Source organism: Bradyrhizobium lablabi (assembly GCF_900141755.1).
In the GTDB taxonomy this organism is placed as follows: Bacteria; Pseudomonadota; Alphaproteobacteria; order Rhizobiales; family Xanthobacteraceae; genus Bradyrhizobium; species Bradyrhizobium lablabi_A.
Genome location: NZ_LT670844.1, coordinates 1,196,256 through 1,220,163, shown reverse-complemented (window position 1 = coordinate 1,220,163; position 23,908 = coordinate 1,196,256). Strand labels below are relative to the sequence as shown.

At 62.4% G+C, this 23,908-nt stretch carries 19 protein-coding genes and 1 pseudogene; 9 read left to right on the top strand and 11 right to left on the bottom strand.

The genetic code is table 11. From position 1 onward, the window contains the following. Positions 1-89: 89 nt before the first annotated feature. The 3 genes from B5526_RS05745 to B5526_RS05735 form a co-directional block, all read right to left on the bottom strand. Positions 90-419 (bottom strand): cupredoxin domain-containing protein, encoded by a 330-nt coding sequence (locus B5526_RS05745; protein ID WP_079537325.1) that lies wholly within the window; start codon positions 417-419, stop codon positions 90-92. Positions 420-433: 14 nt separating this feature from the next. Continuing rightward, on the bottom strand, positions 434-1,384 hold the full coding sequence (locus B5526_RS05740; protein ID WP_079537324.1) for a metallophosphoesterase family protein: 951 nt from the start codon (positions 1,382-1,384) through the stop codon (positions 434-436). A gap of 128 nt (positions 1,385-1,512) precedes the next feature. After that, a complete protein-coding gene (locus B5526_RS05735; RefSeq protein WP_079537323.1) occupies positions 1,513-3,129 on the bottom strand; it encodes a GMC family oxidoreductase in 1,617 nt (538 codons plus the stop codon). Positions 3,130-3,289: 160 nt separating this feature from the next. On the opposite strand from B5526_RS05735, the gene B5526_RS05730 reads away from it, so the two are divergent. Continuing rightward, positions 3,290-4,462, top strand: coding sequence for a M20 aminoacylase family protein (locus B5526_RS05730; protein ID WP_079537322.1), 1,173 nt, complete (start codon positions 3,290-3,292; stop codon positions 4,460-4,462). Positions 4,463-4,550: 88 nt separating this feature from the next. Here the strand turns inward: B5526_RS05730 and B5526_RS05725 are convergent, their stop codons facing one another. Beyond that, complete coding sequence (locus B5526_RS05725) at positions 4,551-6,173, bottom strand: inorganic phosphate transporter (protein ID WP_079537321.1); 1,623 nt, start codon at positions 6,171-6,173, stop codon at positions 4,551-4,553. A 222-nt stretch (positions 6,174-6,395) separates the two neighbouring features. On the opposite strand from B5526_RS05725, the gene B5526_RS05720 reads away from it, so the two are divergent. Beyond that, on the top strand, positions 6,396-6,893 hold the full coding sequence (locus tag B5526_RS05720) for a ferritin-like domain-containing protein (RefSeq protein WP_079544723.1): 498 nt from the start codon (positions 6,396-6,398) through the stop codon (positions 6,891-6,893). Positions 6,894-7,016: 123 nt separating this feature from the next. Here B5526_RS05720 and B5526_RS05715 read toward each other — a convergent pair whose 3' ends face one another. Further along, positions 7,017-8,396 (bottom strand): UdgX family uracil-DNA binding protein, encoded by a 1,380-nt coding sequence (locus B5526_RS05715; RefSeq protein WP_079537320.1) that lies wholly within the window; start codon positions 8,394-8,396, stop codon positions 7,017-7,019. 297 nt (positions 8,397-8,693) lie between these two features. Between B5526_RS05715 and B5526_RS05710 the strand changes: the two genes are divergently transcribed. The 3 genes from B5526_RS05710 to B5526_RS05700 are packed head-to-tail and all read left to right on the top strand — an operon-like array spanning position 8,694 to position 14,399. Then, a complete protein-coding gene (locus B5526_RS05710) occupies positions 8,694-9,530 on the top strand; it encodes an ImuA family protein (RefSeq protein WP_079544722.1) in 837 nt (278 codons plus the stop codon). Then, positions 9,421-11,016: a Y-family DNA polymerase gene (locus B5526_RS05705; RefSeq protein WP_079537319.1), complete on the top strand. Its 1,596-nt coding sequence runs from the start codon at positions 9,421-9,423 to the stop codon at positions 11,014-11,016. Before B5526_RS05710 ends, B5526_RS05705 begins: the two co-directional genes overlap by 110 nt. Beyond that, the gene (locus tag B5526_RS05700; protein ID WP_079537318.1) at positions 11,013-14,399 is read left to right on the top strand and encodes an error-prone DNA polymerase; all 3,387 of its coding nucleotides are present in this window, start codon (positions 11,013-11,015) and stop codon (positions 14,397-14,399) included. Before B5526_RS05705 ends, B5526_RS05700 begins: the two co-directional genes overlap by 4 nt. Before the next feature lie 91 nt (positions 14,400-14,490). Here B5526_RS05700 and B5526_RS05695 read toward each other — a convergent pair whose 3' ends face one another. After that, positions 14,491-14,778, bottom strand: coding sequence for a hypothetical protein (locus B5526_RS05695; protein ID WP_079537317.1), 288 nt, complete (start codon positions 14,776-14,778; stop codon positions 14,491-14,493). A 56-nt stretch (positions 14,779-14,834) separates the two neighbouring features. Between B5526_RS05695 and B5526_RS05690 the strand changes: the two genes are divergently transcribed. Continuing rightward, complete coding sequence (locus tag B5526_RS05690; protein ID WP_079537316.1) at positions 14,835-16,232, top strand: CoA transferase; 1,398 nt, start codon at positions 14,835-14,837, stop codon at positions 16,230-16,232. 20 nt (positions 16,233-16,252) lie between these two features. On the opposite strand, the gene B5526_RS05685 is transcribed toward B5526_RS05690, so the two are convergent. After that, positions 16,253-16,501, bottom strand: a complete 249-nt coding sequence (locus B5526_RS05685; protein ID WP_079537315.1) for a hypothetical protein — start codon at positions 16,499-16,501, stop codon at positions 16,253-16,255. A 203-nt stretch (positions 16,502-16,704) separates the two neighbouring features. On the opposite strand from B5526_RS05685, the gene B5526_RS05680 reads away from it, so the two are divergent. Then, positions 16,705-18,120 (top strand): hypothetical protein, encoded by a 1,416-nt coding sequence (locus B5526_RS05680; protein WP_079537314.1) that lies wholly within the window; start codon positions 16,705-16,707, stop codon positions 18,118-18,120. A 13-nt stretch (positions 18,121-18,133) separates the two neighbouring features. Continuing rightward, the gene (locus tag B5526_RS05675) at positions 18,134-19,045 is read left to right on the top strand and encodes a hypothetical protein (RefSeq protein ID WP_079537313.1); all 912 of its coding nucleotides are present in this window, start codon (positions 18,134-18,136) and stop codon (positions 19,043-19,045) included. Here B5526_RS05675 and B5526_RS05670 read toward each other — a convergent pair. Next, positions 19,033-19,996, bottom strand: a pseudogene (locus tag B5526_RS05670) (amidohydrolase family protein). The gene B5526_RS05675 and the pseudogene B5526_RS05670 sit on opposite strands and share 13 nt — an antisense overlap. A 229-nt stretch (positions 19,997-20,225) precedes the next feature. Here B5526_RS05670 and B5526_RS05660 point away from each other — a divergent pair. Further along, the gene (locus tag B5526_RS05660; RefSeq protein WP_079537311.1) at positions 20,226-21,824 is read left to right on the top strand and encodes an FAD-binding oxidoreductase; all 1,599 of its coding nucleotides are present in this window, start codon (positions 20,226-20,228) and stop codon (positions 21,822-21,824) included. 205 nt (positions 21,825-22,029) lie between these two features. On the opposite strand, the gene B5526_RS05655 is transcribed toward B5526_RS05660, so the two are convergent. Genes B5526_RS05655 through B5526_RS05645 form a run of 3 tightly spaced genes read right to left on the bottom strand, consistent with a single transcriptional unit; the run spans position 22,030 to position 23,885 of the window. Then, positions 22,030-22,380 (bottom strand): hypothetical protein, encoded by a 351-nt coding sequence (locus B5526_RS05655; RefSeq protein ID WP_079537310.1) that lies wholly within the window; start codon positions 22,378-22,380, stop codon positions 22,030-22,032. Next, positions 22,370-23,470 carry a hypothetical protein gene (locus B5526_RS05650; protein ID WP_079537309.1) on the bottom strand — a complete coding sequence of 367 codons (1,101 nt, stop codon included), beginning with the start codon at positions 23,468-23,470 and terminating at the stop codon, positions 22,370-22,372. The genes B5526_RS05655 and B5526_RS05650 overlap by 11 nt, the downstream gene beginning before the upstream one ends. Further along, positions 23,463-23,885 (bottom strand): hypothetical protein, encoded by a 423-nt coding sequence (locus B5526_RS05645; RefSeq protein WP_079537308.1) that lies wholly within the window; start codon positions 23,883-23,885, stop codon positions 23,463-23,465. Before B5526_RS05645 ends, B5526_RS05650 begins: the two co-directional genes overlap by 8 nt. Between the last annotated feature and the right edge of the window lie 23 nt (positions 23,886-23,908).

Below are 23,908 nucleotides of genomic sequence, written 5' to 3'. Positions count from 1 at the left end.
CCTGTTGCCCGGCTTTTATGGAAAGCGGTGGTGCCCGGCCGGCCTGGATCCACCGGCCGGGCATCGCTGTGATGCCTTGGTTTGGCTCGCTACTCAACCTTGATCATTCCGGTCATGTGCGGGTGCAGCGAACAAAAATACTTGTAATCGCCGGCCGCCGTGAAAGTGAACGAGAAGCTGTTGTCGGTATCGAGTGTCTTGGATCGGAACTTGCCGGCGGAAACTATGGTGTGGGGAATGTCATCGTGGTTTGTAAAGGTCACGGTGTCGCCGACGTTCACCTTCAGCTCCGCCGGCGTGAAGGTAAAGTTGTCGATCGTCACGTTGTTGGCCGCGTCCTCGGCGCGGGCGGCGCCGAGGTGTAGGGCGATGGCCGTAGCCAGGGCCAAGCCAAGGCTGCGGAGAGTTGCTGACATCATCTTCGAATTTCCTTTTAGCCCTGTAGCGGGGTGTCGATGATCGCAAGGCTCTTATCGCCTGGCTTGAAGTTGATGCTGGCGACGCCGAGCAAGCCGCGAAGCTTGTCGTCGGCGACCTTCATCGGGCCGGGCGAGGGCGCGGTGCCCGGCGCCGGCTGCGGGAACGCGGTCGAGCGGGCGGTGTGGAAGGTGACGTTGCCCTCGACCTTCTGCATCACCTGGTGGATGTGGCCGTTGAGCACGGTCACCGAGCCAAAACCTTTAAGGTAATCCAGCGCGCGGCCACCGTCCTCGGTGCCCCAGCCCCAGGTCGGATAGACCGTCCACAGCGGGATATGGGCGAACACGACGATGGGGGTGGATTTGGATTTCCCCTTGAGGTCGTCCTCCAGCCACTCAAGCTGCTCGGCCCCGAGATTGCCGAGGCCGCCGGCCTTGAGGTCGACCACGTTGACGAGGCCGATGAAGTGGACGCCGTTGGCGTCGAAGGAGTACCAGCCGGCGCCTTTGGAGCCCTTGCCGTACCGCTCCTTGTAGAATTTGACCTCTTCGTCGAGGAAATCGTGCTCGCCCGGCACGTAATGCACGTCGAGCTTGGCCTGCGAGATGATGCGGTCGGCATCGTCGAACTCGTTGGCCTTCGACAGATGGCTGATGTCGCCGGTATGAATCATGAACGACGGTTTGACTGGGATCGACTTGACCTTGGCGATCGCCTCCTCCAGCGTGCCGAGCGCGTTCGGATTGGCCGGCTTGTCGAAGCCGACATGGCTGTCGCTGATCTGCAGGAAGGTCAGGCCCGCGGGCTCTGCGGCCTGCGCGGAACCGACAAGTCCGAGCGAACGGGGCACGCCGCCCGAAATGGTCCAGAGCACGCCGGTTCCAGCCCAGGTCATGCATTCCAGGACGCGGCGGCGGCTGACGCCGGGGTTGTTTTCATCATTATGGTTGTGATCGAAGCTCATCGCCAAATCTCCATAGGGACCCCTGATTGGGTTCCGTGGACTTGATCGGGCGAGGGGGCGGTTTATTCCCGGATTTTCCGCGCCGGGGCGGGCCAGCGGGCCGCAGGAGCGATGACGTTTCCGTGATCTTATCGCGAATCTTCCAGGATCATCGCGGCGCCTTTCTCGGCAATCATCGCGGTCGGGGTGTTGGTATTCCCGGACGTGATCGTCGGCATCACGGAGGCATCGGCGACGCGAAGTCCGGCGAGGCCGTGAAAACGCAGGCGTTCACCGACCACGGCCATCGGGTCGCTTTCCGTCCCCATCTTCGCGGTGCCGACGGGGTGAAAGATCGTGGTGCCGATATCGCCGGCGGCCTTGGCCAGCGAAGCGTCGTCGTCGCCGACCGATGGGCCCGGCAGAAATTCTTCCGGGCGATAGCGCGCCAGTGCCTGCTGCTTCATCAGCCGCCGCGTGGTGCGGATGGCGTCGGCGGCGACCTCGCGGTCCTCGCCGGTCGAAAGGTAATTCGGCGCGATCGCAGGAGCCTGCGCTGGCTCCGACGAGCGAATGCGCACCGTGCCGCGCGAGGTCGGCTGGAGATTGCACGCGCTCACCGTGATCGCGGGAAAAGAGTGCAGGGGATCGCCGAACTTGTCGAGCGACAGCGGCTGGACATGGAACTGGATATTGGCGCGCTCGCGGCGCGGATCGGAGCGGGTGAAAATGCCGAGCTGCGACGGCGCCATGGTCAGCGGCCCACGCCGGCGGAAAGCATAATCGAGGCCCATCAGGCCGCGCCCCATAAGCGAATAATAGGTCTCGTTGAGCGTGCGGACGCCCTCGACCTTATAGATCGCGCGCTGCTGCAGATGGTCCTGCAGGTTGCGGCCAACTCCTTGCCGGTCGAGCACGCTCTCGATGCCGAGCGGCTTGAGCCAGTCCGCGGGCCCAATGCCTGTGCGATGCAACACCTGGATCGATCCGATCGCGCCGGCGCACAGGATCACCTCGCCTTTGGCGCGGGCCTCGACGATGTCGGCCCCTTGCATGAAACGCACGCCGACGGCGCGCCCGCCTTCGACGATCAGGCGATCGACCAGCACGTTCTTCTCGAGCCGCAGATTGGGCCGCTTCAGCACGGGCTTCAAAAAACCCCGCGCCGACGACCAGCGGCGTCCGCGCTTCTGGTTGACATGGAAATAGCCGACGCCTTCATTGTCGCCGGTGTTGAAATCCGCGATCTTGCGGATTCCCATTTCTTGCGCCGCGTCGCCGACCGCATCCAGAATGGTCCAGGACAATCTTGGCGCCTCGATCCGCCAGCCGCCGCCGCTGCCGTGATGCTCGCTTTCGCCCAGAAAATGATCCTCCAGCCGTCGGAACGCGGGCAGCACATCGTCGTAACCCCAGCCCGTAAGGCCGAGCTGGCGCCAATGGTCGTAATCGGCGGCCTGGCCGCGCATCGAAATCATGGCGTTGATGGCGGAAGAGCCGCCGATCACCTTGCCGCGGGGATAGGCGAGCGAGCGGCCGTTGAGGCCGGCTTCGGGTTCGGTCCGAAACATCCAGTCCGAACGCGGATTGCCGATCGCGAAGAGATAGCCGACCGGGATGTGAAACCAGATCCAGTTGTCGTTGCCGCCGGCCTCCAGGATCAGCACGCGGTTTTTGGGGTCGGCCGAAAGCCGGTTGGCGACGATGCAGCCGGCGGTGCCCGCGCCGACGACGATATAGTCAAAATCACCTTCAAGCCGCTTCATAAGTCATCACCGGATAGCCCGTCCTTTGAGCAGCAAGGCCATAGCGTCGCCGCCGCCCGCTGTACAGCCGGCGTCTGACCCTCGCCAGGGGCAGTTGGGCGGATCGCCGCTTGCGTGCTAGACAGGTCAAATAGTAGCCAAACAAGGACCGAGAATAACCATGCCCATCGTCAACCGCGTCGCCGATCTGCAACCCGATATCCAGGCCTGGCGCCGCGATATCCACCAACACCCGGAGTTGCTGTACGATGTGCACCGCACCGCGGCGTTCGTGGCGGACCGGTTGCGGGAATTCGGCTGTGACGAGGTCGCGACCGGCCTCGGCCGTACCGGCGTCGTCGGCGTCATCAAGGGCCGCAAGCCTGCCGCCAAGGGCAGCCTCAAAGTGATCGGGCTGCGCGCCGACATGGACGCGCTGCCGATCGAGGAGGCGACCGAACTGCCTTACGCCTCCAAAACACCGGGCCTGATGCACGCCTGCGGCCATGACGGCCATACCGCGATGCTGCTCGGCGCCGCCCGCTATCTGGCGGAGACGCGGAATTTCGCCGGCGACGCGGTCGTGATCTTTCAGCCCGCGGAAGAGGGTGGCGCGGGAGCCGCCGCGATGATCAAGGACGGGCTGATGGACCGTTTTGCGATTGATCAGGTCTATGGGATGCACAATGGCCCGGGCATCCCCATCGGCTCGTTCGCGATCCGCTCCGGGCCCATTATGGCCGCGACCGACTCGATCGATATCAAGATCGAGGGGCTCGGCGGTCACGCCGCCCGTCCGCATAAATGCATCGATTCGGTGCTGGTCGGCGCGCAGCTGATCACGGCGCTGCAGTCGATCGTGGCGCGCACGGTCGATCCGCTGGACTCCGCCGTCATTTCGATGTGCGAATTCCATGCCGGCCATGCCCGCAACGTGATCCCGCAAACCGCCGAGCTCAAGGGCACGGTGCGCACGCTGACGCCGGAGGTGCGGGAATTGATCGAGAAACGCGTGCGCGAGGTGGTCGCGGGCGTGGCGCAGATCACGGGCGCCAAGATCGATCTCACCTACGAGCGCGGCTATCCGGTGACGGTCAACCATGCCTCGCAGACCGATCTCGCAACGCAAGTAGCGAAGGAAGTGGCCGGCGAGGCCAACGTTCACGAGACGCCGCCGCTGATGGGCGCGGAGGATTTCTCCTACATGCTGGAAGCGCGGCCGGGCGCGTTCATCTTCTGCGGCAACGGCGACAGCGCCGGCCTGCATCATCCCGCCTATAATTTCAACGACGAGGCAATCCTCTACGGCACCTCGTACTGGATCAAGCTGGTCGAGAACACGCTGGCCGCGTGAGACCGGGCACGGGCTTCGCAACGGACGCAAAAGGAAAAAGCCCGCGCTTATGGCGCGGCCTTTTGATTTGGAGGACGGCGAACAGCGCCTACAGCACTCTGGAGAACACCAGATACAGCGTGCCCGAGATGATCATCGCCGCCGGCAAGGTCAGTACCCAGGCAAGCGCGATGTTGCGGATCGTCGACCATTGCAGCCCCGATCCGCTGGCCGCCATGGTGCCGGCGATTCCGGAAGAGAGCACATGCGTGGTCGACACCGGCAGCCCGTATCCGTCGGCCGCCGCGATCGTCGCAGCCGCGGTGATTTCGGCGCAGGCGCCCTGCGCATAGGTCAGATGGGTCTTGCCGATCTTCTCGCCGACCGTGACGACGATGCGTTTCCAGCCGATCATGGTGCCGAGGCCGAGCGCGATGGCAACCGCGATCTTCACCCAGGTCGGAATGAATTTGGTCGCGCTGTCGAGCGAGCCTTTGTAAGCGTTGAGGATTGCGACCTCATCGCCGGAGAGTTCGCTTTCCTTGTCCTTCATCAGGAACCGGATCGCCTCGGAAACCAGATACATGTCGTTACGGGTGTTGCCGACGGCATCGGCCGGGAACTTCGCCAGCGATCCGTACTGGGTCACCTGATTGCTGATATCGCGCACCAGCACCGCCAATGATGGGTAGGTGCCCTCGTTGATCTGACGTTGCGCGACGTAGTTCGTCACCGCCGGCCGCGGATTGCCGATCACGTTATGGCCGGCGCCCTTCTTTTCAATGACATTGCTCGCGGCCGTCGAATTGACGATGAACTGCTTCAGCTGGCTCTCGGGCAAAGCGCGGTTGAGCGCATAGGCGGTAGGCACTGTGCCGATCAGAATGAGCATGATCAGGCCCATGCCCTTTTGCCCGTCGTTGGAGCCATGAAAGAAGCTGACGAGCGTGCAGGTGATGATCAGGATACCGCGGATCCACCACGGCGGCGGCTGGTCGCCCTTCGGCTCGGCGAACAGCGCGGGTGTTGCGTGCTGCAGCACTGTCTTGAGGGCAAACAGCAGGACCGCGGCGAGCGCGAAGCCGAACAGCGGCGACAGCAGCAGCGCCTTGCCGATAGTGGTGGCCTGCGTCCAGTCCACGCCGGAGGTGCCGTCGCGGCCGCGCAGCAGCGCATTGGCGATGCCGACGCCCATGATCGATCCGATCAAGGTGTGCGAGCTGGAGGCGGGCAGACCGAAATACCAGGTGCCGACATTCCAGATGATGGCCGCGATCAACAGGGCGAATACCATGGCAAAGCCCGCACTGCTGCCGACCTGAAGGATCAACTCGACGGGCAACAGCGACACGATGCCGAAGGCGACCGCGCCGCTCGACAGCAGGACGCCGAACAGGTTGAACATGCCCGACCACACGACTGCGATATGGGCCGGCAGGGAGCGCGTATAGATGACGGTTGCAACCGCATTCGCCGTGTCGTGAAAGCCATTGACGAATTCGAAGCCGAGCGCGATCAGGAGCGCGACAAAGAGCATGAGGAAGGGCAGATAGCTCGTTACCCTGGTGCCGGTCGCGTCGACGTCGGCATAGATGCTATAGGCGACGAACAACAGCGCGGCACCAACCACCCCCAAATAAATGATGCCGGTCAACGGATGAAAGCCGCGATCAAGGTCGGGCCCCCTGCGCAATGCGGGTTCGATCGAACCGGGTAAGGCAACATCGCTCATGTGAAAATCTCCCACTTTCCCAATGAGCGGATTTTAGCTTGGTGCGTGTGACAGGAGAGTGAAGCGACTGGGGGGTGAAGGTCGGGACCGGGCGGCGCGTCGAGCCGGCTTGCTTTTTGAAATCCTTGGAACATTGCCTGTTAGGTGGCGTTGAGGCGCAGGGGAATGCCGAACCTCACCGACGTCCGATCAACCCACCGACGTCTGATCAAGGAGTGCGCCATGCAGACAAAAGACAAACACCTCAACGACCTCTTTCTCGATACACTGAAGGACATCTACTACGCCGAAAAGCAGATTCTGAAAGCGCTGCCGAAGATGGCGAAGGCCGCCCACTCCGACCAGCTGCGCGCGGCGTTCGAAAAGCATCATGACGAGACCGAGGGTCAGGTCGAGCGTCTGGAACAGATTTTCGAGTTGATCGACAAGCCGGCGCGCGGCAAGACCTGCTATGGGATTCAGGGCATCCTGGAGGAGGGCAAGGAGGTTATGGACGACTTCAAGGGTTCCGAGACGCTCGATGCCGGCATGGTCGCGGCGGCGCAAGCGGTCGAGCACTACGAAATCGCCCGCTACGGCGCGCTAAAAGAGTGGGCGCAGCAACTCGGCATGAAGGACGCGGTTCCTCTGCTGGATGCGACGCTGCAGGAGGAGAAGAAGACCGACGAGACCCTGACCTCGCTTGCGGAAGCTACCTTGAACCTCGCCGCGGCGGCGTAATCGGTTGGGTGTGATCGTCATGGCCGGGCTTGTCCCGGCCATCCACTTGCCGCAACCCCAAGGACGTGGATGCCCGGGACAAGCCCGGGCATGACGATTAGATTTGCCGGGAGTGGTAAGCCGCTAAGCGGCCCGCGCCGATTTTCTCAAAAACGCCGCGGCAATTTTCAGATCGCTTACAAAACGCTCGTATTCCTGCGCCTTGGTTTCCTCATCCGGCAGCCGCAATAGATAGGACGGATGCACCGTCACCAGCGCCTTGGCACCCTCATTGAGATCGATCAGGCGTCCGCGGTTTTTGTTGATCGGCGTGATTTTTCCGAACACGCATTGCGCGGCGGTTGCACCCATCGCTACCACGAGGTCCGGTTTGATCACGGCCAGTTCGCGTTCGTACCATGGACGGCAGGCTTTGATCTCGGCCGTACTCGGCTTCTGGTGCAGGCGGATTTTTCCGCGCCGCACGAATTTGAAATGCTTTACCGCATTGGTGACGTAAGTTTTGTTGCGGTCGATACCGGCGTGTTCCAGCGCGCGGTCGAGCATCTGTCCGGCCGGGCCGACGAACGGCTTACCGGCCAGGTCTTCCTTGTCGCCAGGCTGCTCGCCGACCAGCATGATTTGCGCATCCGGCGGGCCTTCGCCGAACACGGTCTGTGTGGCGTCTTTCCAGAGGTGACAGGCGCGGCAGTGGCTGGCCTCTTCGCGCAGGGCCTCCAGACTGTCGGCGAGCGCCTGTTTGCGTTTCATCGCTGGTTCCGGACGTTTCTGCGGTTGCTCTGGTTCGATCGCGGCATAAGGCTTAATCGTCGACGCCTCCGGCAGGTTCCGCGGTGCGGCGTCTACCTTCAGCCGGGCCGGATCGAGGATGCTGGCACGGTAACGCAGCCAGGTTTCCTCCAGCCGGTCTTCGGAAGGAGCGTCGGCCGTGCTGATACCGGGCGTGAAAGAGACGACATGGCCGTCCCAATGCGCACAGACTTCAGGGGTCAGGATCGACCACGGCATATCGGCAAAACGCCGCGCGAAGAATGGCGCTGTGGCTTCGACGATGTGATGCTCCGGCTCGAACCAGGCAACGAAGTGTGCTTTCTGCTCGCGGCCGATTTCGCGAAAGCGAACGGAGGCTTGCATCCTGTGCTGCTCGCGCTGCACGGCTTTCGCCATCGCCTGCGCGCGTGACACATCGGGATCGGTTGCGACACCCAGCAGCTCATCATTGCTCCGTAGCCGCCACAACAGGCGATAGAGCATCGCAAAGCGTTCGCCGTCGCGGTGCAGGATGGCCGACTGCGCCAGTTGGATGAATTTGGCCGGGACGTTGAAACGGCCTTGCGGAGCTTCGAGCGGCGATGTTGTCGCCGATCGCTCGAACAATTCGGGCGCGTTGCCTTGCACCGACCATTTCACCTCGGATGGCGGCACATGATGCAGCACCAGTCCGCGAGCGGCCTTCCGCCAGCCTTCGAAATCGGTCTCGCTGTCGAGGGTTATGAAATGCATTCGCCATACTCCGCGGTATTTAGCGACCTCTCACCGGATTTCCGGCTTGCGTTGTCTACTCCGCCCTTGAATCCCATTGATTCCACTCGTGAATCACGGGAGCACAATCCCGATTGACTCTTCAGCCCATGTTAGCTTTATATTAGAACATATCATGAACAAATGAGCCAGAAGCAGGTTCACTTAATCGAGCCTGCGACGACCCAAATTCAAGGAGCGGCGCATGCAAGAGCGCGATCAGCAAAAGTGGAAGCCGGTTTTGCGTCCGATCGCGCTCTCTTTTTATTGAGAAAGCGCATGATCTTGTCGCCAAACCGCTCACACTTTGGCGGATCATGCGCCGCACGCACGAGCACGCTTGCGACCTTGCGCGACAGCATCGAGCGCATCGAAGCGCATGCCGACGGCATTGCGCCGGCGCGCGTGACGCTCGGACATGCCGACGCCGACGCGACGCTGCAGGGCGGCCTCGCCTTGGCTGCGGTGCACGAAATATTCGCCGAAGGACGGCAGAGCGCCGCGGCGACGGGTTTTGTCGCGGGCTTTGCGGGGCGGGTAGCGGCACGGCGGCCGCTGGTGTGGATACGTCAGGATTTTACCGAAATTGAAACGGGCGCATTGTCGATGGGCGGATGGGCCGAATTGGGTCTCGATCCACGGCTCATCGTGACGGTGCGCGCGGCCGACGTGGACGCCGCGCTGCGGACCGCCGCCGACGCGCTGGCCTGCGATGCGCTGGGCGCTATCGTGCTGGAAGTCTGGGGCCAAGCGCGCCAGTTCGACCTCGTCGCCAGCCGCAAGCTGACGCTGGCTGTCCAGGCATCGGGCGTTACGGCCTTGCTGCTGCGGCTGGCAGCGCAGCCACAGCCCTCAACGGCCGAGACCAGATGGATTGTGCGCGCGGCGCATTCGCCGCCTGCGGCGTCGTTAATGCCTGCGGCGTGGGGCGCGCCATTGTTCGATGCACAGCTTGTCCGCAACCGGCATGGCCCTGTTGGCCGGTGGATCATGGAATGGAAATGTGATGAGTGCCTTTTCAGTCAACCGGCGGCGTATCCTCAGCCTGTGGCTGCCGCGCCTGCCCATCGACCGTATCAAACGCCAGCTCGCGCGCGAGAGCGCTTCGCCGGCTGACAACGATCCCTGCGTCGTCGTTGCCAAGCAAAACAACGCGCTGCAGATTTTTGCCGTGGACGACGCGGCCGCGCGTTTCGGCCTTGATGTTGGCCTGCCGCTCGCCAATGCCCGCGCCATCTGTCCGCAATTAACGGTGTTCGATGCCGATGAAGTGACTGATGCCAAGACGCTGAATGACCTCGCCGACTGGTGCGACCGCTTCACCCCATTGGTGGCGCTCGATCCCCCGCACGGCCTGTTTCTCGACATCACCGGCTGCGCCCATCTGTTCGGCGGCGAGGCCGCGCTGATGCGAATGGTGTGCGGCGCCCTGACGCGGCACGGTTTTGCCGTCAGTGCCGGAATCGCGAGTACATCGATCTGCGCGCGCACGATGACGCGTCATGTCCATGGCCGCATCGTCGGCGACGGCGAGGAAGCCGATGCGGTCCAGCCGCTGCCGGTGTCCGCGCTCGGGACGGACGATGCCATCACCCGCGGCCTGCGTCGCGCCGGCTTAAAAACCATCGGCGATGTCGCTTCCCGCGAGCGGCACGAAATTACCGCAAGGTTCGGCGTCGGCTTCACGACACTGCTGGAACACGCGCTGGGGCAGGGCGATGCCCCGATCAGCCCTCGAAAACCGTTGCCGGATTACATTGTGGAGAAACGATTTGCCGAACCGATCGCCACCGAAGGCGTGATATCGGCGACATTATCCGCTCTCGCCGGGATGCTGGTCGCGGCGATGGCGCGGCAAGGCAAGGGCGCGCGGCGGCTGGAGGCGAATTTCTTCCGCACCGACGGCGCGGTTCGCGCGATCGAACTCGACACCGGACAGCCCGTGACCAGGGCTGACATGATCGACCGCCTGTTTCGCGAGCGGCTCGGCGCTTTAAACGATCCGCTCGATCCCGGCTTTGGTTTCGATCTCATCCGCCTCGCCGCAAGCCGTACCGAAATTGTGGTGCAGCAGCAGCGCGATCTCGATGCCAATGTGCACGATAATGACGAGTTGGCCGCCTTGATCGATCGTATCGCCGCGCGCATCGGCGGCCGGCGCGTGGTCGTGCATTTGCCGCAGGATACGCACGTCCCGGAACGCGCGGTGCTGGCGGCGCCGGCGCAGCATCATCTGGCCGCCGCTGCGCACGCGGTCTGGCCGACACGCGCCGAGGGCGAGCCGCCGCTACGGCCATTGCGACTGTTTGAAAAGCCCGAGCCCATTAAAGTGCCGTTTGCAACGGTACCCGACGGGCCGCCGCACCATTTTACGTGGCGGCGCGCAACCCATGTGGTGGTGCGGGTGGAGGGCCCTGAACGCGTCGCCATGGAATGGTGGAAGCACGATGGCGCGACCTTGACGCGGGATTATTTCCGCGTCGAGGACGAGGCCGGATTGCGCTTCTGGATTTACCGGGACGGCCTTTACGGCAGCGAACTCGTCAACAAGGAGGGCAAGCCGGTTCCTGCCAACTGGTTCGTGCATGGGCTGTTCGCATGAATACTCCTCGCTATGCCGAAATCGGAATCACGACGAATTTTTCATTCCTGCGCGGCGGATCGCATCCGCAGGATTACGTGCATGAGGCCAGCGATCTGCGTCTTCCCGTGATCGGCATTGCCGACCACAATACGCTGGCAGGCGTGGTGCGAGCCTACAAGGAGCTCGAAAATCCCAACGTTAAATACAAGCCAAAGCTTCTGATCGGTTCGCGCATCGTCTTTATGGATGGCACGCCGGACATTCTGGTCTATCCCAGCGACCGCGGAGCTTACGGCCGGCTATGTCAATTGCTTACCCTCGGCAAGCGTGGAGACGATACCGAGAAGGGCGAATGTCATCTGAAGTTCGATGACCTGCTGGAATTTGCGCAAGGGCAGCTGCTCGCCGTGATGCTGCCGCATCGCTTCGAGATGACAAAAGCGCTTCACGTTCTCGATCAGTTGCGGCACAGCCGCGCCGATGGGGTTTGGCTTGCGGCAAGCCTTTTGTACCGTGGTGACGACAAGCGTCGTCTTGCGCGGCTTCAGGCCATCGCCGCAACCTCCCACGTGCCGCTGCTCGCGACCAACGAGGTGCTGTATCATCATCCCGTACGCCGTCCCCTGCAGGACGTCCTCACCTGCATTCGCGAAAAGACGACCATCGACGCCATCGGCAAGCGTCTCGAAGCCAATGCGGAGCGCTATCTCAAATCTGCGGATGAAATGGCGAGGCTGTTTCGCGATGTGCCGGAGGCGATCAAGGAAACCATGCTGTTTGCCGGGCGCATCGATTTTTCGCTCGATCAGCTCAGATATCAGTATCCCGACGAGCCGGTGCCGCCGGGCAAGACCGCGCAGCGTCATTTGGAAGATCTGACCTGGCAGGGCGCGCACCAACGATTTCCGGTGCGGATTTCGCCCAAGACCAAAAAGGTCTTGCACAAGGAATTGCGCCTGATCCGAAAACTCAAATACGCGCACTATTTCCTGACCGTGCACGACATCGTCCGTTATGCGCGAGAGCAAAAAATCCTCTGCCAGGGCCGGGGATCGGCGGCAAATTCAGCCGTGTGCTATGTGCTCGGCGTTACGTCCGTCGATCCGACCAAGGTCGATCTCTTGTTCGAGCGTTTTATCTCCAAGGAACGGCTGGAGCCGCCCGATATCGACGTTGATTTCGAGCATTCGCGGCGCGAAGAGGTGATGCAATATGTCTACCGCAGATATGGCCGGCATCGCGCAGCGATCATAGCGACCGTCATTCATTACCGGCCGCGCAGCGCGATCCGCGATGTCGGCAAAGCGCTCGGGCTGACGGAAGATGTCACCGCGGCGCTGGCCGATACGGTGTGGGGAAGCTGGGGCAAGGGGCTCAATGAAATGCAGGTCAAGCAGGCCGGGTTCGATCCCAAAAATTCGATGGTCGAGCTTGCCGTCGAGCTTGCGTCTGAATTGATCGAATTCCCGCGGCATCTGTCGCAGCATGTCGGCGGCTATGTGCTGACCCAGGACCGGCTCGACACTTACGTGCCGATCGGCAATGCGGCGATGGAGGATCGCACTTTCATCGAATGGGACAAGGACGACGTCGATGCCTTGAACATGATGAAGGTCGATGTGCTGGCGCTGGGCATGCTGACCTGCATCCGCAAATGTTTCGACCTGATCGCGGATCACAAGGGCGAACGCTACGAGCTCGCCACGATCCCTCAGGATGAAAAGGCGGTCTACGACATGCTGTGCCGGGGTGAATCGCTCGGCGTGTTCCAGGTCGAAAGCCGCGCGCAGATGAACATGCTGCCGCGCTTAAAACCGAGAAAGTTTTACGATCTCGTCATCGAGGTCGCGATCGTGCGGCCGGGCCCGATCCAGGGCGACATGGTGCATCCCTATCTTCGCCGCCGCAATGGCCAGGAGAAGGTGAGCTACCCGTCGCCGTCGCCGACACACGGCGAAAAGGACGAGCTATATAAAGTTTTGCACAAAACGCTCGGCGTGCCGCTGTTCCAGGAGCAGGCGATGCGGATTGCTATCGAAGCCGCGAAATTCACCTCCGAAGAGGCCAACGGGTTGCGCCGCGCGATGGCGACGTTCCGCAATGTCGGCACCATCGGAAAATTCGAAGACAAGATGGTCAACAACATGATCGCGCGCGGTTACACGCCCGAATTCGCGAAAAGCTGTTTTGATCAGATCAAGGGATTCGGCAGCTACGGCTTTCCGGAAAGCCACGCTGCGAGTTTTGCGCAGCTCGTCTATGTCTCGTCATGGCTGAAGCATTACCATCCCGATGCGTTTTGCTGCGGGCTATTGAATTCGCAACCGATGGGTTTTTATGCTCCGGCGCAGATCGTCGGCGATGCCCGCAAGAACGGCGTCGAGGTGCGCGAGATCGATGTGTCGTTCAGTCACGCGCAGAATACGCTGGAGGAGAAAAGCGGCAGATATCACGCCGTGCGACTCGGTTTCCGGCAGATCGACGGATTTAGATGGAATGATCCGGACGAGGAGCGGCTGAAACAAATTCAATCGTCATTCCGGGGCGTCGCTGCCGCGACGCCCCGGAATGACGGTGGAGAGGTAGAAGATTGGGCCGAACGCATCGTCGCCGCGCGACAACGCCGCCCTTTCACCTCGCTGGAGGATTTCGCCCGCGACACCGGCCTGCCCAAGCGCGCGCTGATCCTGCTGGCGGATGCCGATGCGTTTCGCTCCATCGGGCTCGACCGCCGCGCAGCCCTTTGGGCGGTGCGGCGTCTGCCCGATGACGTGCCGCTGCCGCTGTTCGAAATCGCCGTCGCGCGTGAGCAGCCGGATGAGCATACGCGGCCGTTGCCGCTGATGCCGCTGCCGGAACAGGTGGTCGCCGATTACCAGACCATCCGGCTGTCGCTCAAAGGCCACCCGATGGAATTTCTGCGACTGAAGTTTTCGCGCGAAGATGTCATTCCCTGCCAGGCCGTCTGCCATGACCGCGACCGGCAACATGTCCGCTGCGCCGGCGTGGTGCTGGTGCGGCAGCGTCCGGGCAGCGCCAAGGGCGTCGTCTTCATGACACTGGAGGACGAAAGTGGCATCGCCAATATCGTGGTGTGGCCGAAGGTGATGGAACGCTTCCGCAAGGAGGTGATGGGGGCGCGGCTCATTCTGGTCGAGGGCTATATCCAGAGCAGTCCGGAACAGGTGACGCATCTGGTCGCGCAGCGGCTGTTCGACCGTTCCCGCGATCTGGTGGGGCTAGCGAATGATGCACTCAGCCGAAAACCCCCCGTGCCGGCCGGACCTGCCTTGGTCGAGCCGCTCAACGACGACCGCCGCGACCATCCACACAATCCGGCGCAGAAAATCCGTCATCCACGCAACGTACGCATCCTGCCGCCCTCGCGGGATTTTCATTAGCCGTCATTGCGAGCGAAGCGAAGCAATCCATCGCGCGGCAAAGCAAGTGTGGATTGCTTCGTCGCAAGGGCTCCTCGCAATGACGGTGAACCTATTCCGGCGCGGCGCCGATCGGCGGGCCGCCGGGCGGCCGGTGCAGGAAGGTGATCGACGCGAACGCGCCGATCCACGAGCCGAGCGCGGCAAAGGCGACATAGACCCAGTTTTCGGTATAGCTGATCACCGCATAGGAAGAGAGCAAATACCATATGCTGCTCCAGGTCGCCGCCGGCACGCGCTTGCGCGCCACCACGGCCGAGGTGAACATGACATAGACCGCGTCGGTAGCGGCGGTCGCCAGCACAACGCCTCCGGCGGTCAAGGGATCGATGGCAGCCATTGCAACTCCTTCCGTGGTAAGGCAGAGCTTTGGACTCTTAGGGAAGAGTGACGGTCATGCAAAGTCCCATTGAAATCCTATCCGACATCTGGACCTCGGCCGGCGGCGAGCCTGCTGCGCTCGACGCCGTCGCGCTGACCGGGAAAGAACCGCAATTGCCGTCGTCGTTTCGCGTCGCCGCCGCGGCTCAGGTAAGCATTGCCGCGGCAGGCCTTTCCGCCGCGCAGATTTGGAAATTGCGCAGCGGCCAAAGCCAGGATGTCGCGGTCGACATGCGCCATGCCGTCGTCGAATGCCGCAGCGAGCGCTATTTGCGCGTCGACGGCAAGCTGCCGCCGCCGACGTGGGATGCGATTGCCGGAATTTACAAGACCCGCGACCAGCGCTTCGTGCGCCTGCATACCAATTTCAGGCATCACCGCGACGCCGTCTGCAAGGTCCTCAATTGCAGGCCGGAGCGTGACGACGTCCAGGCCGCACTGATGGGGTGGGATGGTGAGGCATTCGAAACCGCGGCCTATGCCGGCGGCTGTGTGGTCGCCATGATGCGCTCGCACGAGGAATGGTCGGAATTGCCGCACGCCAAAGCGCTGGCGGCATTGCCGGTGATCAGTATCGAAAAAATCGGCGAGGCGGCGCCAAAGCCGTGGCCCGCGGGGAATCGTCCGCTCGCGGGCGTGCGCGTGCTCGATCTGTCGCGGGTGATCGCAGGTCCCGTCGCGGGCCGCACGCTCGCTGCCCATGGCGCCGACGTAATGTTGATTTCCGGTCCCGACCTGCCGGCGATCCCCTGGCTCACCATCGATAACGGCCGCGGCAAGCTGACGAGTTTTGTCGAACTCAAGAGCGAAGAGGGCCGGGGAGTGTTGCGCGATCTCTTGGCGCAGGCCGATATCTTCTCGCAAGGCTATCGTCCGCGCGCCATCGCTTCACTCGGCTTCTCGCCGGAGGATGCGGCTAAGATCAATCCCGGCATTGTGTATGTCTCGCTGTCGGCTTATGGCCACGCCGGGCCGTGGGCGGAGCGGCGCGGTTTTGACTCGCTGGTGCAGACCGCGTCCGGTTTTAATCACGCCGAAGGACAGGCCGCCGGCGTCGACGGGCCGAAGGAATTGCCGGCGCAGATGCTCGATCATGCCACCGGCTATCTGATGGCGTTCGGCGCCATGATGGCGAAGGCGCGGCAGTCGCGCGAAGGCGGCAGCTGGCATGTCCGGGTCTCACTGGCGCAGACCGGGCGATGGCTATGGAATCTCGGCCGCGTCGCCGATGGCCTCAAAACCGAAGATCTGCGCGGCGATGCGGTCGGCCCCTTCATCGAAGATCTGCCATCGGGCTTCGGACCGCTGCAGTCGGTGCGGCCTTCGGCCGTGCTGTCGAAAACACCCGCGTTCTGGGCGCGCCCGGCGATGCCGCTCGGCAGCCACAAGCCGCAATGGCCGGCGTTGGATTGACCGATCGCTGCCGGCCGTTGCTATCGTCCGGTCCGTCGCGTGTGCCGCGTCGCATACCCGACACGATGGCGGGAGATTTGCCGGAAATCCGCAGCGCAGTTGTAGCCGTAGACGTTTTGACCGTCCGGGCCGCGCTGCGACTGAAGCTTCCAGCCTCTCCCTGGTCCCAATATATTGATGCCCTGCATATCGGTGCCCTGCGCGAACACCGGCGCCGATGTCAGAGACAGCAGTGTCGCGGCAACCGCAAAAATCGTTGGCTTGCGCATGGCCCTTGATCTAATGGCCGGCGGGGAAAGTCGCTAGCTCCACATTCTCGTAACGCCGCAGGCGCTGATCTCAATCTTTTCGCGCCGGCCGTGGAAAGTGTGGGCACATGCCCATAATTCCTGCCCACTCTGTTTGTGGTTGACGCCTCCAGGTGGTTGCCCCTTGATTGCAAGCCAAGCAATCAAAACCGCGGGGAGAAACCATGCGGACCGAGGAACACCAAGGTCAAACCGCCGCCAGGACTTCTGATCAGATTCTCGGCGAGATCCGGGATTATTGTCGGGCGACGCAGACGGCCGAGTCCACCTTCGGACGGCTCGTCGTCAACGACGGCAAGCTGGTCTCGCGATTGCGCGACGGCGCCAAGATCACGACCGGCACCCTCGACAAGGTCCGCGCCTATCTGTCCGAGCATGGCGCAGCGCCCTCGTCGTCACAAACCGCGCCTTCTGCGATGGTAAAGCCCATGAACGGTGCCGCCGCGATCGCCAACGTGGCGCCCGCGGGTTTTAGGTTTTTCGACAACCGGCAAAAATATCTCCTGTTCGTCTCGACCTGCAGCGAGAAGACCGAGATCGCCAACCGGATTTCGCTCGAACTCGGCAATTTGCAGCCGACGCCGCCGGCGCTGCGGATTTTCGACGCCGGCGTCGGTGACGGTACCGTGCTGTCGCGCGTGATGCGGGCGCTGCATGCTCGTTTTCCCACCATGCCGCTCTATGTCGTCGCCAAGGAGATCAGCTACGAGGACGTGCGGCTGATGCTGGAGAAGATGGCGGACCGCCTGTTCGAGCATCCGGCGACCGTTTTGGTCATCACCAATCTCTATTATGCCGAGGCGCCGTGGCTGACGCCGCGCTCGGCGACGTCGGCGCAAAGCCTGATCTGGAAGGACCTTGCGCTGTCAGGCAATACCGCGCACGGCTTTGCCGAACAGATCGGACAGCTCGAGGGGTTCTTGGCCGAGAACTGGCGCGCCGGCATCAGCAAAACCACCGGCAATCCCGTCTATACGCGTCCCGTCATCCTGACGCTGCGGCGGGAGGATCACTCGTTCCTGCTCGATCCGATCATGCCGCGGCCGGGCCGCGTGATGGCCGACTACGATCTGGTGATTGCCTCGCAGCCCTATCGGGCGCGGGCCAGCCTCGAATTCAAGGCATCGAAGGTACTGACGCCGCTGGCAAGATCGCTGCGGCCCGGCGGCCGGTTGATCGGCATCCATTCGCGCGGCAACGATCCCGGCATCGAGATCATCGATCAGGTCTGGCCGGGAGATGATCCGTTCAAGACCGATCGCTACGCCATCCTGCGGCAGGTCAAGCACGAGCTTGGAGGGGAGGCGCGGCACTACAATTTCAACGCATCCTCAGATGCCCGCTCGATCTTCCGTTATCACATGCATACGCTGCCGGACGAGGTAAGCGGCCCGATCGGGACCTCGACGCTGTTCGCCGCCTGGAATGCCGCGATCTATGTCGCGCAAATCGAGGACGTCCGCCTGTCGGAAGTGGTCCGCGACGGCCGCTATCTGGAGGCGACCGATCAGGTGCTGAAGAAGCATGGCGGTCTCTGGTTTAACGACGAAACCTATGTGATTTCGCGCCGCCGCGCTTAACCGGGAGTGAGCTGTGTCCGCACCCGATCTCGCCTCGTCCCGTGAACTCACCGCACTTCTGTCATCGGCCTCCGTCGAGGTCTCGTCGAGCGGGCGTCAATTGCCGGAGCTGCGCGATTATTTTCGGCCCGGCACCGACGTCACGATCACCTTCCTGCCCGGCGATAATTATCGCCACAACATCGATACGGCTGCAGCACTTCGCCGCGCCGGCTACCATCCCGTCCCGCATATTGCCGCGCGCGAAATGGTCTCGCGCGAGGCGCTCGACGATTTTCTGGCGCGGCTGCGAGGCGAGGCGGATGTCACGCGCATCGTTCTGGTCGCGGGCGACGTCGTGGCCGCGAAGGGCCCGTTCAAGTCAAGCCTCGATATCGGCGCCAGCGGATTGATCGAGGCGCACGGTTTTGCGCGGCTAAGCGTGGCCGGTCATCCCGAAGGGCATCCCTATCTTAAGCCCGAAAATACCTTCGCGGTGCTCGCGGCATGGCGCCACTGGGGACTTCAGACAAAAATCCGCGTCGATGTCGTGACCCAATTCTGTTTTGAAAGTGCGCCGATCCTCCAATGGATCGTCGAGCTTCATGCGCGCGGCATCACACTTCCCGTGATCGTCGGTCTCGCGGGTCCCGCGAGCCCGGCGACGCTAACAAAGTTCGCGCTCCGTTGCGGCATCGGCAATTCGATGCGGGCGCTGCGCGGCCAGATCGGGCGTTTCGGCCGGCTTTTGACCGATACCGGGCCTGACGAAATCATGCACGGTCTGTTATCGGTGCCGCAAGCCGCGACCGCGCCGATTGCAGGATTCCACCTGTTTCCATTCGGCGGACTGCGCAAGGCCGCCGAATGGGCGCGCGGCTTCCCTCAGGAAACGCTCCGGCAAATGGCGAACGCTGCTACCTGCGCGAGCCCTCAAAACCCGTAAAGCCGCGCCGGATTGTCGACGAGGATGGTTTTGCGGATCGCCGCATCCGGCGCCCATACCGGAAGCTGATTTAACAGGCGGCCGTCGTCGATCTGGAACAGTGGCGTCAGGTCGGTCGGCTTGTTGCCGGGCGGCGTCACCGAATTCGGGTGCGGCCAATCCGTGCCCCAGACGACGCGCTCGGCGTTCGCCGCGATCAGCGCGCGGGCCAGCGGCGCTGCATCGGGAAAATCGGGCGCGAGTTTTGAGGCCCGATAGGCGCCCGAGATTTTCACATAGGCCTTGCCCGATTTCACCAGCGCCAGCAGGTCCGAAAAGCCGGGCTGATCGACGCCGAGCTCGGCCTGTGCACCGCCGAAATGATCGAACACGACCGGCACCGGCGACGCCGCGACCAGATCCTTGATGGCGGAGATCATCCAGAGGCTGGTGAACAACTGGACATGCCAGTTGCGGTTCTTGACCCGCTCGAGCGCCGCCTGAAAGCGCGGTCGCCCCACGTTGGGATCGTTGACGCCGCCGGTTGCGAGATTGAGCCGGATGCCGCGGATGCCCGCCTGGCTCATGCTGTCGAGGTCGGCTTCCGGCGTCTTCTCGTCGATCACGGCGACGCCGCGGGCGGTCGCGCCGCGCGCTTTCATCCCGAACAGCGTGGCCGAATTGTCGGTGCCATAGACGCTCGGCGTCACGATCACCACGCGCTCGATATGCAGCGCCTTGTGCAGCGCCGACATCTCCTCAGGTGAAGCGAGCTCCGGCGTATAGACGCGGCCTGTGAAGAACGGAAATTTTTCGGGGTCGGCGTGAATATGGGTGTGGCAATCGCAGGCGCCCGGGGGAATGTCGAAATTCACCGGCGTCGCCGGCTGCGAGGCTTTTGCGTGTGCGTTCTGGTTGGCATGGTCACTCCCCCGCAATGGCGGCAAGCAGAATACCGCGTCTGGTGAGCATTGTTTCACTCCTTGTTTCCTCACTTTTTTGCTTTCACTGCATCATAGGATAGCTCATGTGAGCTATGCAACGCCGCGCGGAGCCCATGACGCGAATGCGGCGGTCTTTCATCTGATGGCGCGGCTCGCTGCTTCCATCGCATTCATGTGGACTGTTCGAACCGCAAGCGTTGCGGATTTGACTAATCATCGCCGCGCCCGGAATATCGACCTCCATCTGGAATCATTTCATGAAGAAATTCTCGCAAAAATTCAAAACCGGCGTGTCTGTCGCCGCCGTTGTGGTCGCACTGGTTGGCGTCTACGGCTTCCGGAAACTTCAGGCCCTGGCGGCCGATCCCACCGGCGAAAAGGATTGCGGGCCTGCGGTGGGCCGCGCCGAGCAGGGCAAGATCGATCTGGAGCGGATCAAGGCGATTGCGCCGCTTCCGGGCGTAAAATGGTCGCAGCTCGGCGGCAGCATCAATGACGCCAGTTGCCTCGACAAGACCGAAATCTATGGCGTGGTCGAAGTGCACAGCGTCGATGACATCGCAAGGACGTTGGCGTTCGCGCGCGACAACAAGCTTTCGGTGACGGCGGCTGGCGTGCGCCACAGCATGGGCGGACAGGCGTTCCGCAAGGGCGGCATCGTGCTCGACATGCGCGGGTTCAACCGCATCGTGCTGAACGAGAACACACGGTCGGTCACCGTGCAGCCGGGGGCGACCTGGCACGACATCCAGAACGTGTTGCATCCGCGCTTCGCGGTCCGCGCCATGCAATCGACCGATATCTTCAGTGTCGGCGGCTCGATCTCGGTCAACGCGCACGGCATGGACCATCAGGCCGGCGCGCTCGCCAAATCGATCAAGTCGATGCGGGTGATGCTGGCGGACGGCTCATTGCGTAACGTATCCTCGACCGAGAACAAGGACCTGTTCAATCTGGTGGTCGGCGGCTATGGCCTGTTTGGCGTCATCGTCGAGGCCGAGCTCGATATCGCGGACAATCTGGTCTACCAGACCGGGCGGCGCGTCATGGACTACAGGGAATTTCCCGCGCTGTTCGCGAACGAAATCGAGAAGGACCCGAATATCGGCCTGATGTACGGTCATCTCTCGACGGCGCCGAGCACGTTCCTTAAGGAAATGCTGCTCTACACCTACACCAAGGTCGACGGCACGGATTTCAAGCGCGCGCCGCTGGATGAGCCCAGTGGAACCAAATTGCGGCGGTTGACCGTTAATCTTTCCAAGCAGGGTCCGCTGTTTCAGGAACTGAAATGGCTGTCGGAGAAGCACGTCGAGCATCGGATGGAGGCCTGCACGGTCACGCGCGCGCAAGCGATCGGCTCAGCCGAAGCCTGCCTCGTCAGCCGCAACGACCCGATGCACGATTCGGTGCTCTACTTGCGCAACTCGTTGCCTGACGATACCGACATCCTGCACGAATACTTTATTCCGCGCCGCGAGTTTGCGTCGTTTGTCGACGGCATGCGCAAGGTCTTGACCGACAACAAGACCAATTTGCTCAACGCGTCGGTGCGCATCGTGCATCAGGAAGACAATTTCCTGACCTATTCGCCGGAGCCGGCGTTCTCATTGGTGCTTTACATCAACCAGACCACCGACGAGGAGGGCAATCGTCGGATGAAGAAGGCGACCGAGGAACTGATCGATCTCACCATCGCGCACAAGGGCCGGTTCTTCCTGCCCTACCAGCTCTATTATTCGCGCGACCAGTTGCAGCGTTCCTATCCGCAGATCAACGACTTCTTCGCCGCGAAACGCAAATACGATCCGTCTGAGCTCTTCACCAACACGTTCTACCAGAAATACGCGTCGTAAGCTGCGAGGCTCCCTCGCCCCGCTCTTCGCGGCGAGAGGGTTGGGGTGAGGGGCTCTATCCGCAGATTCAGACTCGCGGAGAGTCCCCCTCACCCGGATCGCGCCGGACGATGCGGAGCCTGTCATCGGGCGCGCATTCGCGCGACCCGTTGGCATCGCGGAGGCGATCCGACCTCTCCCCGCAAGCGGGGAGAGGTAAGAGAGTTCAGAGCGCCGCCGTGAATCTATTCGGCGGCAAGCCGCTGCAGCCGCCGGCTTGCTCGGCATCGAGCACCAAGAGCGCGCCGGCTGCGTAGAGCCGCGCGACAAAACCGGCATCGTCGGAACGCGCGATCGTGACATAGGCGTTCGAAGCCAGAATGCGGCCGTTGGCCTTGACGATCGCGGCCAGGGCCATTTCCGGCGGGCCGACGATCGCCATCGACTTGCCCGGCCCTGACACGAACGTCAGGCCGACGACGATCGCGAGCCAGCCGCAAGCGACGAGGGCGATCGCTCCGGCGATCCTGCCCGATCGCCGCAGCCACGGCCGAAACGGCTTGTCCTCAATAGTCATAAAAATGCTCGATCTTCGCGCCCCTGGCCTTGAGGTCGCGGTTGATATCGACCAGCCGCTCAATGCTAGCCTTTAAGCCGGCCCTGCGGAAGCCGGGCCTGGCGTCGAGGTCCAGTGAAAACAGTTCCGTGGTATCGTTGACATCCAGCTTGGCGGGGTCCGGCGCGATCACGGTGATCAGGATTTCGTGGTTGCCGGCGATTTCGGCAAGGCCAATACCCCGGTCGAGCAGGCTCTGCAGGATTTCGGTGAGCGCCTTATAGCGCGGCGCCTGCACCAATTGCCATTGCGGCGTGAGCACGCGGATCGGTTTTATGCGCGGTTCCTTTGCCAGCACCTCCTGCGGCAGCGTCGCAACCACGAACATGATATCGCGCGGCTCATCGTCATCGCTGGCATCGAGCGCCTTCTGGATCAGCCAGGCATAGCCGATCTTGAGAAAATATTCGGTGCCGAGCGCGAAATCGCGTTCCGATGTGCGCGCCTGGCTCGGTGTCGGCGCCGAAATCGCCATCAGGCCATCGAGCTTCTCGCGAAACGGATATTTGAACCAGGGGATGGTATAGAGGAACGCGGCATAATCCTGCAGCACAGCGCGGGCGTAATCGTCCTGCGGAGTACGCGCCGGGCCTCTGATCCATTCGAAGACGCGGCCGATGGTGTTCTCGTAAAATCCCTTGATCGCATATTCGGTCGAATAGCTGACGCCGATCACATAGATCATCGTCTTGACGTCGAAACGGGATTCGCCGGTCTCCGGCACCGCGCGGTTGATGGTGCAAAAGCTCTGCCAGAATCCGAGGATATGCCCGAGATAGTTGAAATGGCTTTCGCTGGAATGCTCGAGAAAGCGGCCGAAATCCTCAAAGGAATAGACGATGTACCACTCGGGAAAGGTGAAGAAGGTGTTGTCCTGCTTGCGGCGATAGCCCGCCTCATCGATGGCGGGCAGGGCGGCTATCGGTGCTGCGGATGCCGAGGCGGATGAAGTCGGGCGGCAAGTGCCCTCGATATAGGCGAGCGGCACGAGCACAGCCAGCACGATCAGGATCGCGATGGCGGTAAAGATGCGCCGCAAGCATCTACGCATGGACGGCGGCTCGCGTCCGCGGCGCCAGCAAATAGCCGATCAGGATCGCAACGCCGCCGAGGCCCAGATGCGGGGCGTTGGCGAAAATCCGCGTCATCAGCGGCAGGTCGCGGACGCCGTTGATCAGGATGCCGAAGTCGAGATAGCCGCTTCCGGTGAGGAGGCCGAGCACGCCGTCGGCGAAGTAGAAGGCGCCAAACAGCTGGAAGAACAATTCCGAGGCGCGCCGCGACGTCAGCGCCGCGGTCGCCGCCCATAGCGCGGATACCAGATGCAGCCCATCGGCATACCAGGTGCGGCGGAACAGGCCGAAGATCATGTCGTTCTGGTCGATGAAGGCGGGGATGTATCCGGTCAGAATGACAAAGCCGAGCAGCACGGCGTAGCCCCAAGCGCACAATCTGATGATATCCATGATGTCTCCCGGTCTCCTCGAAT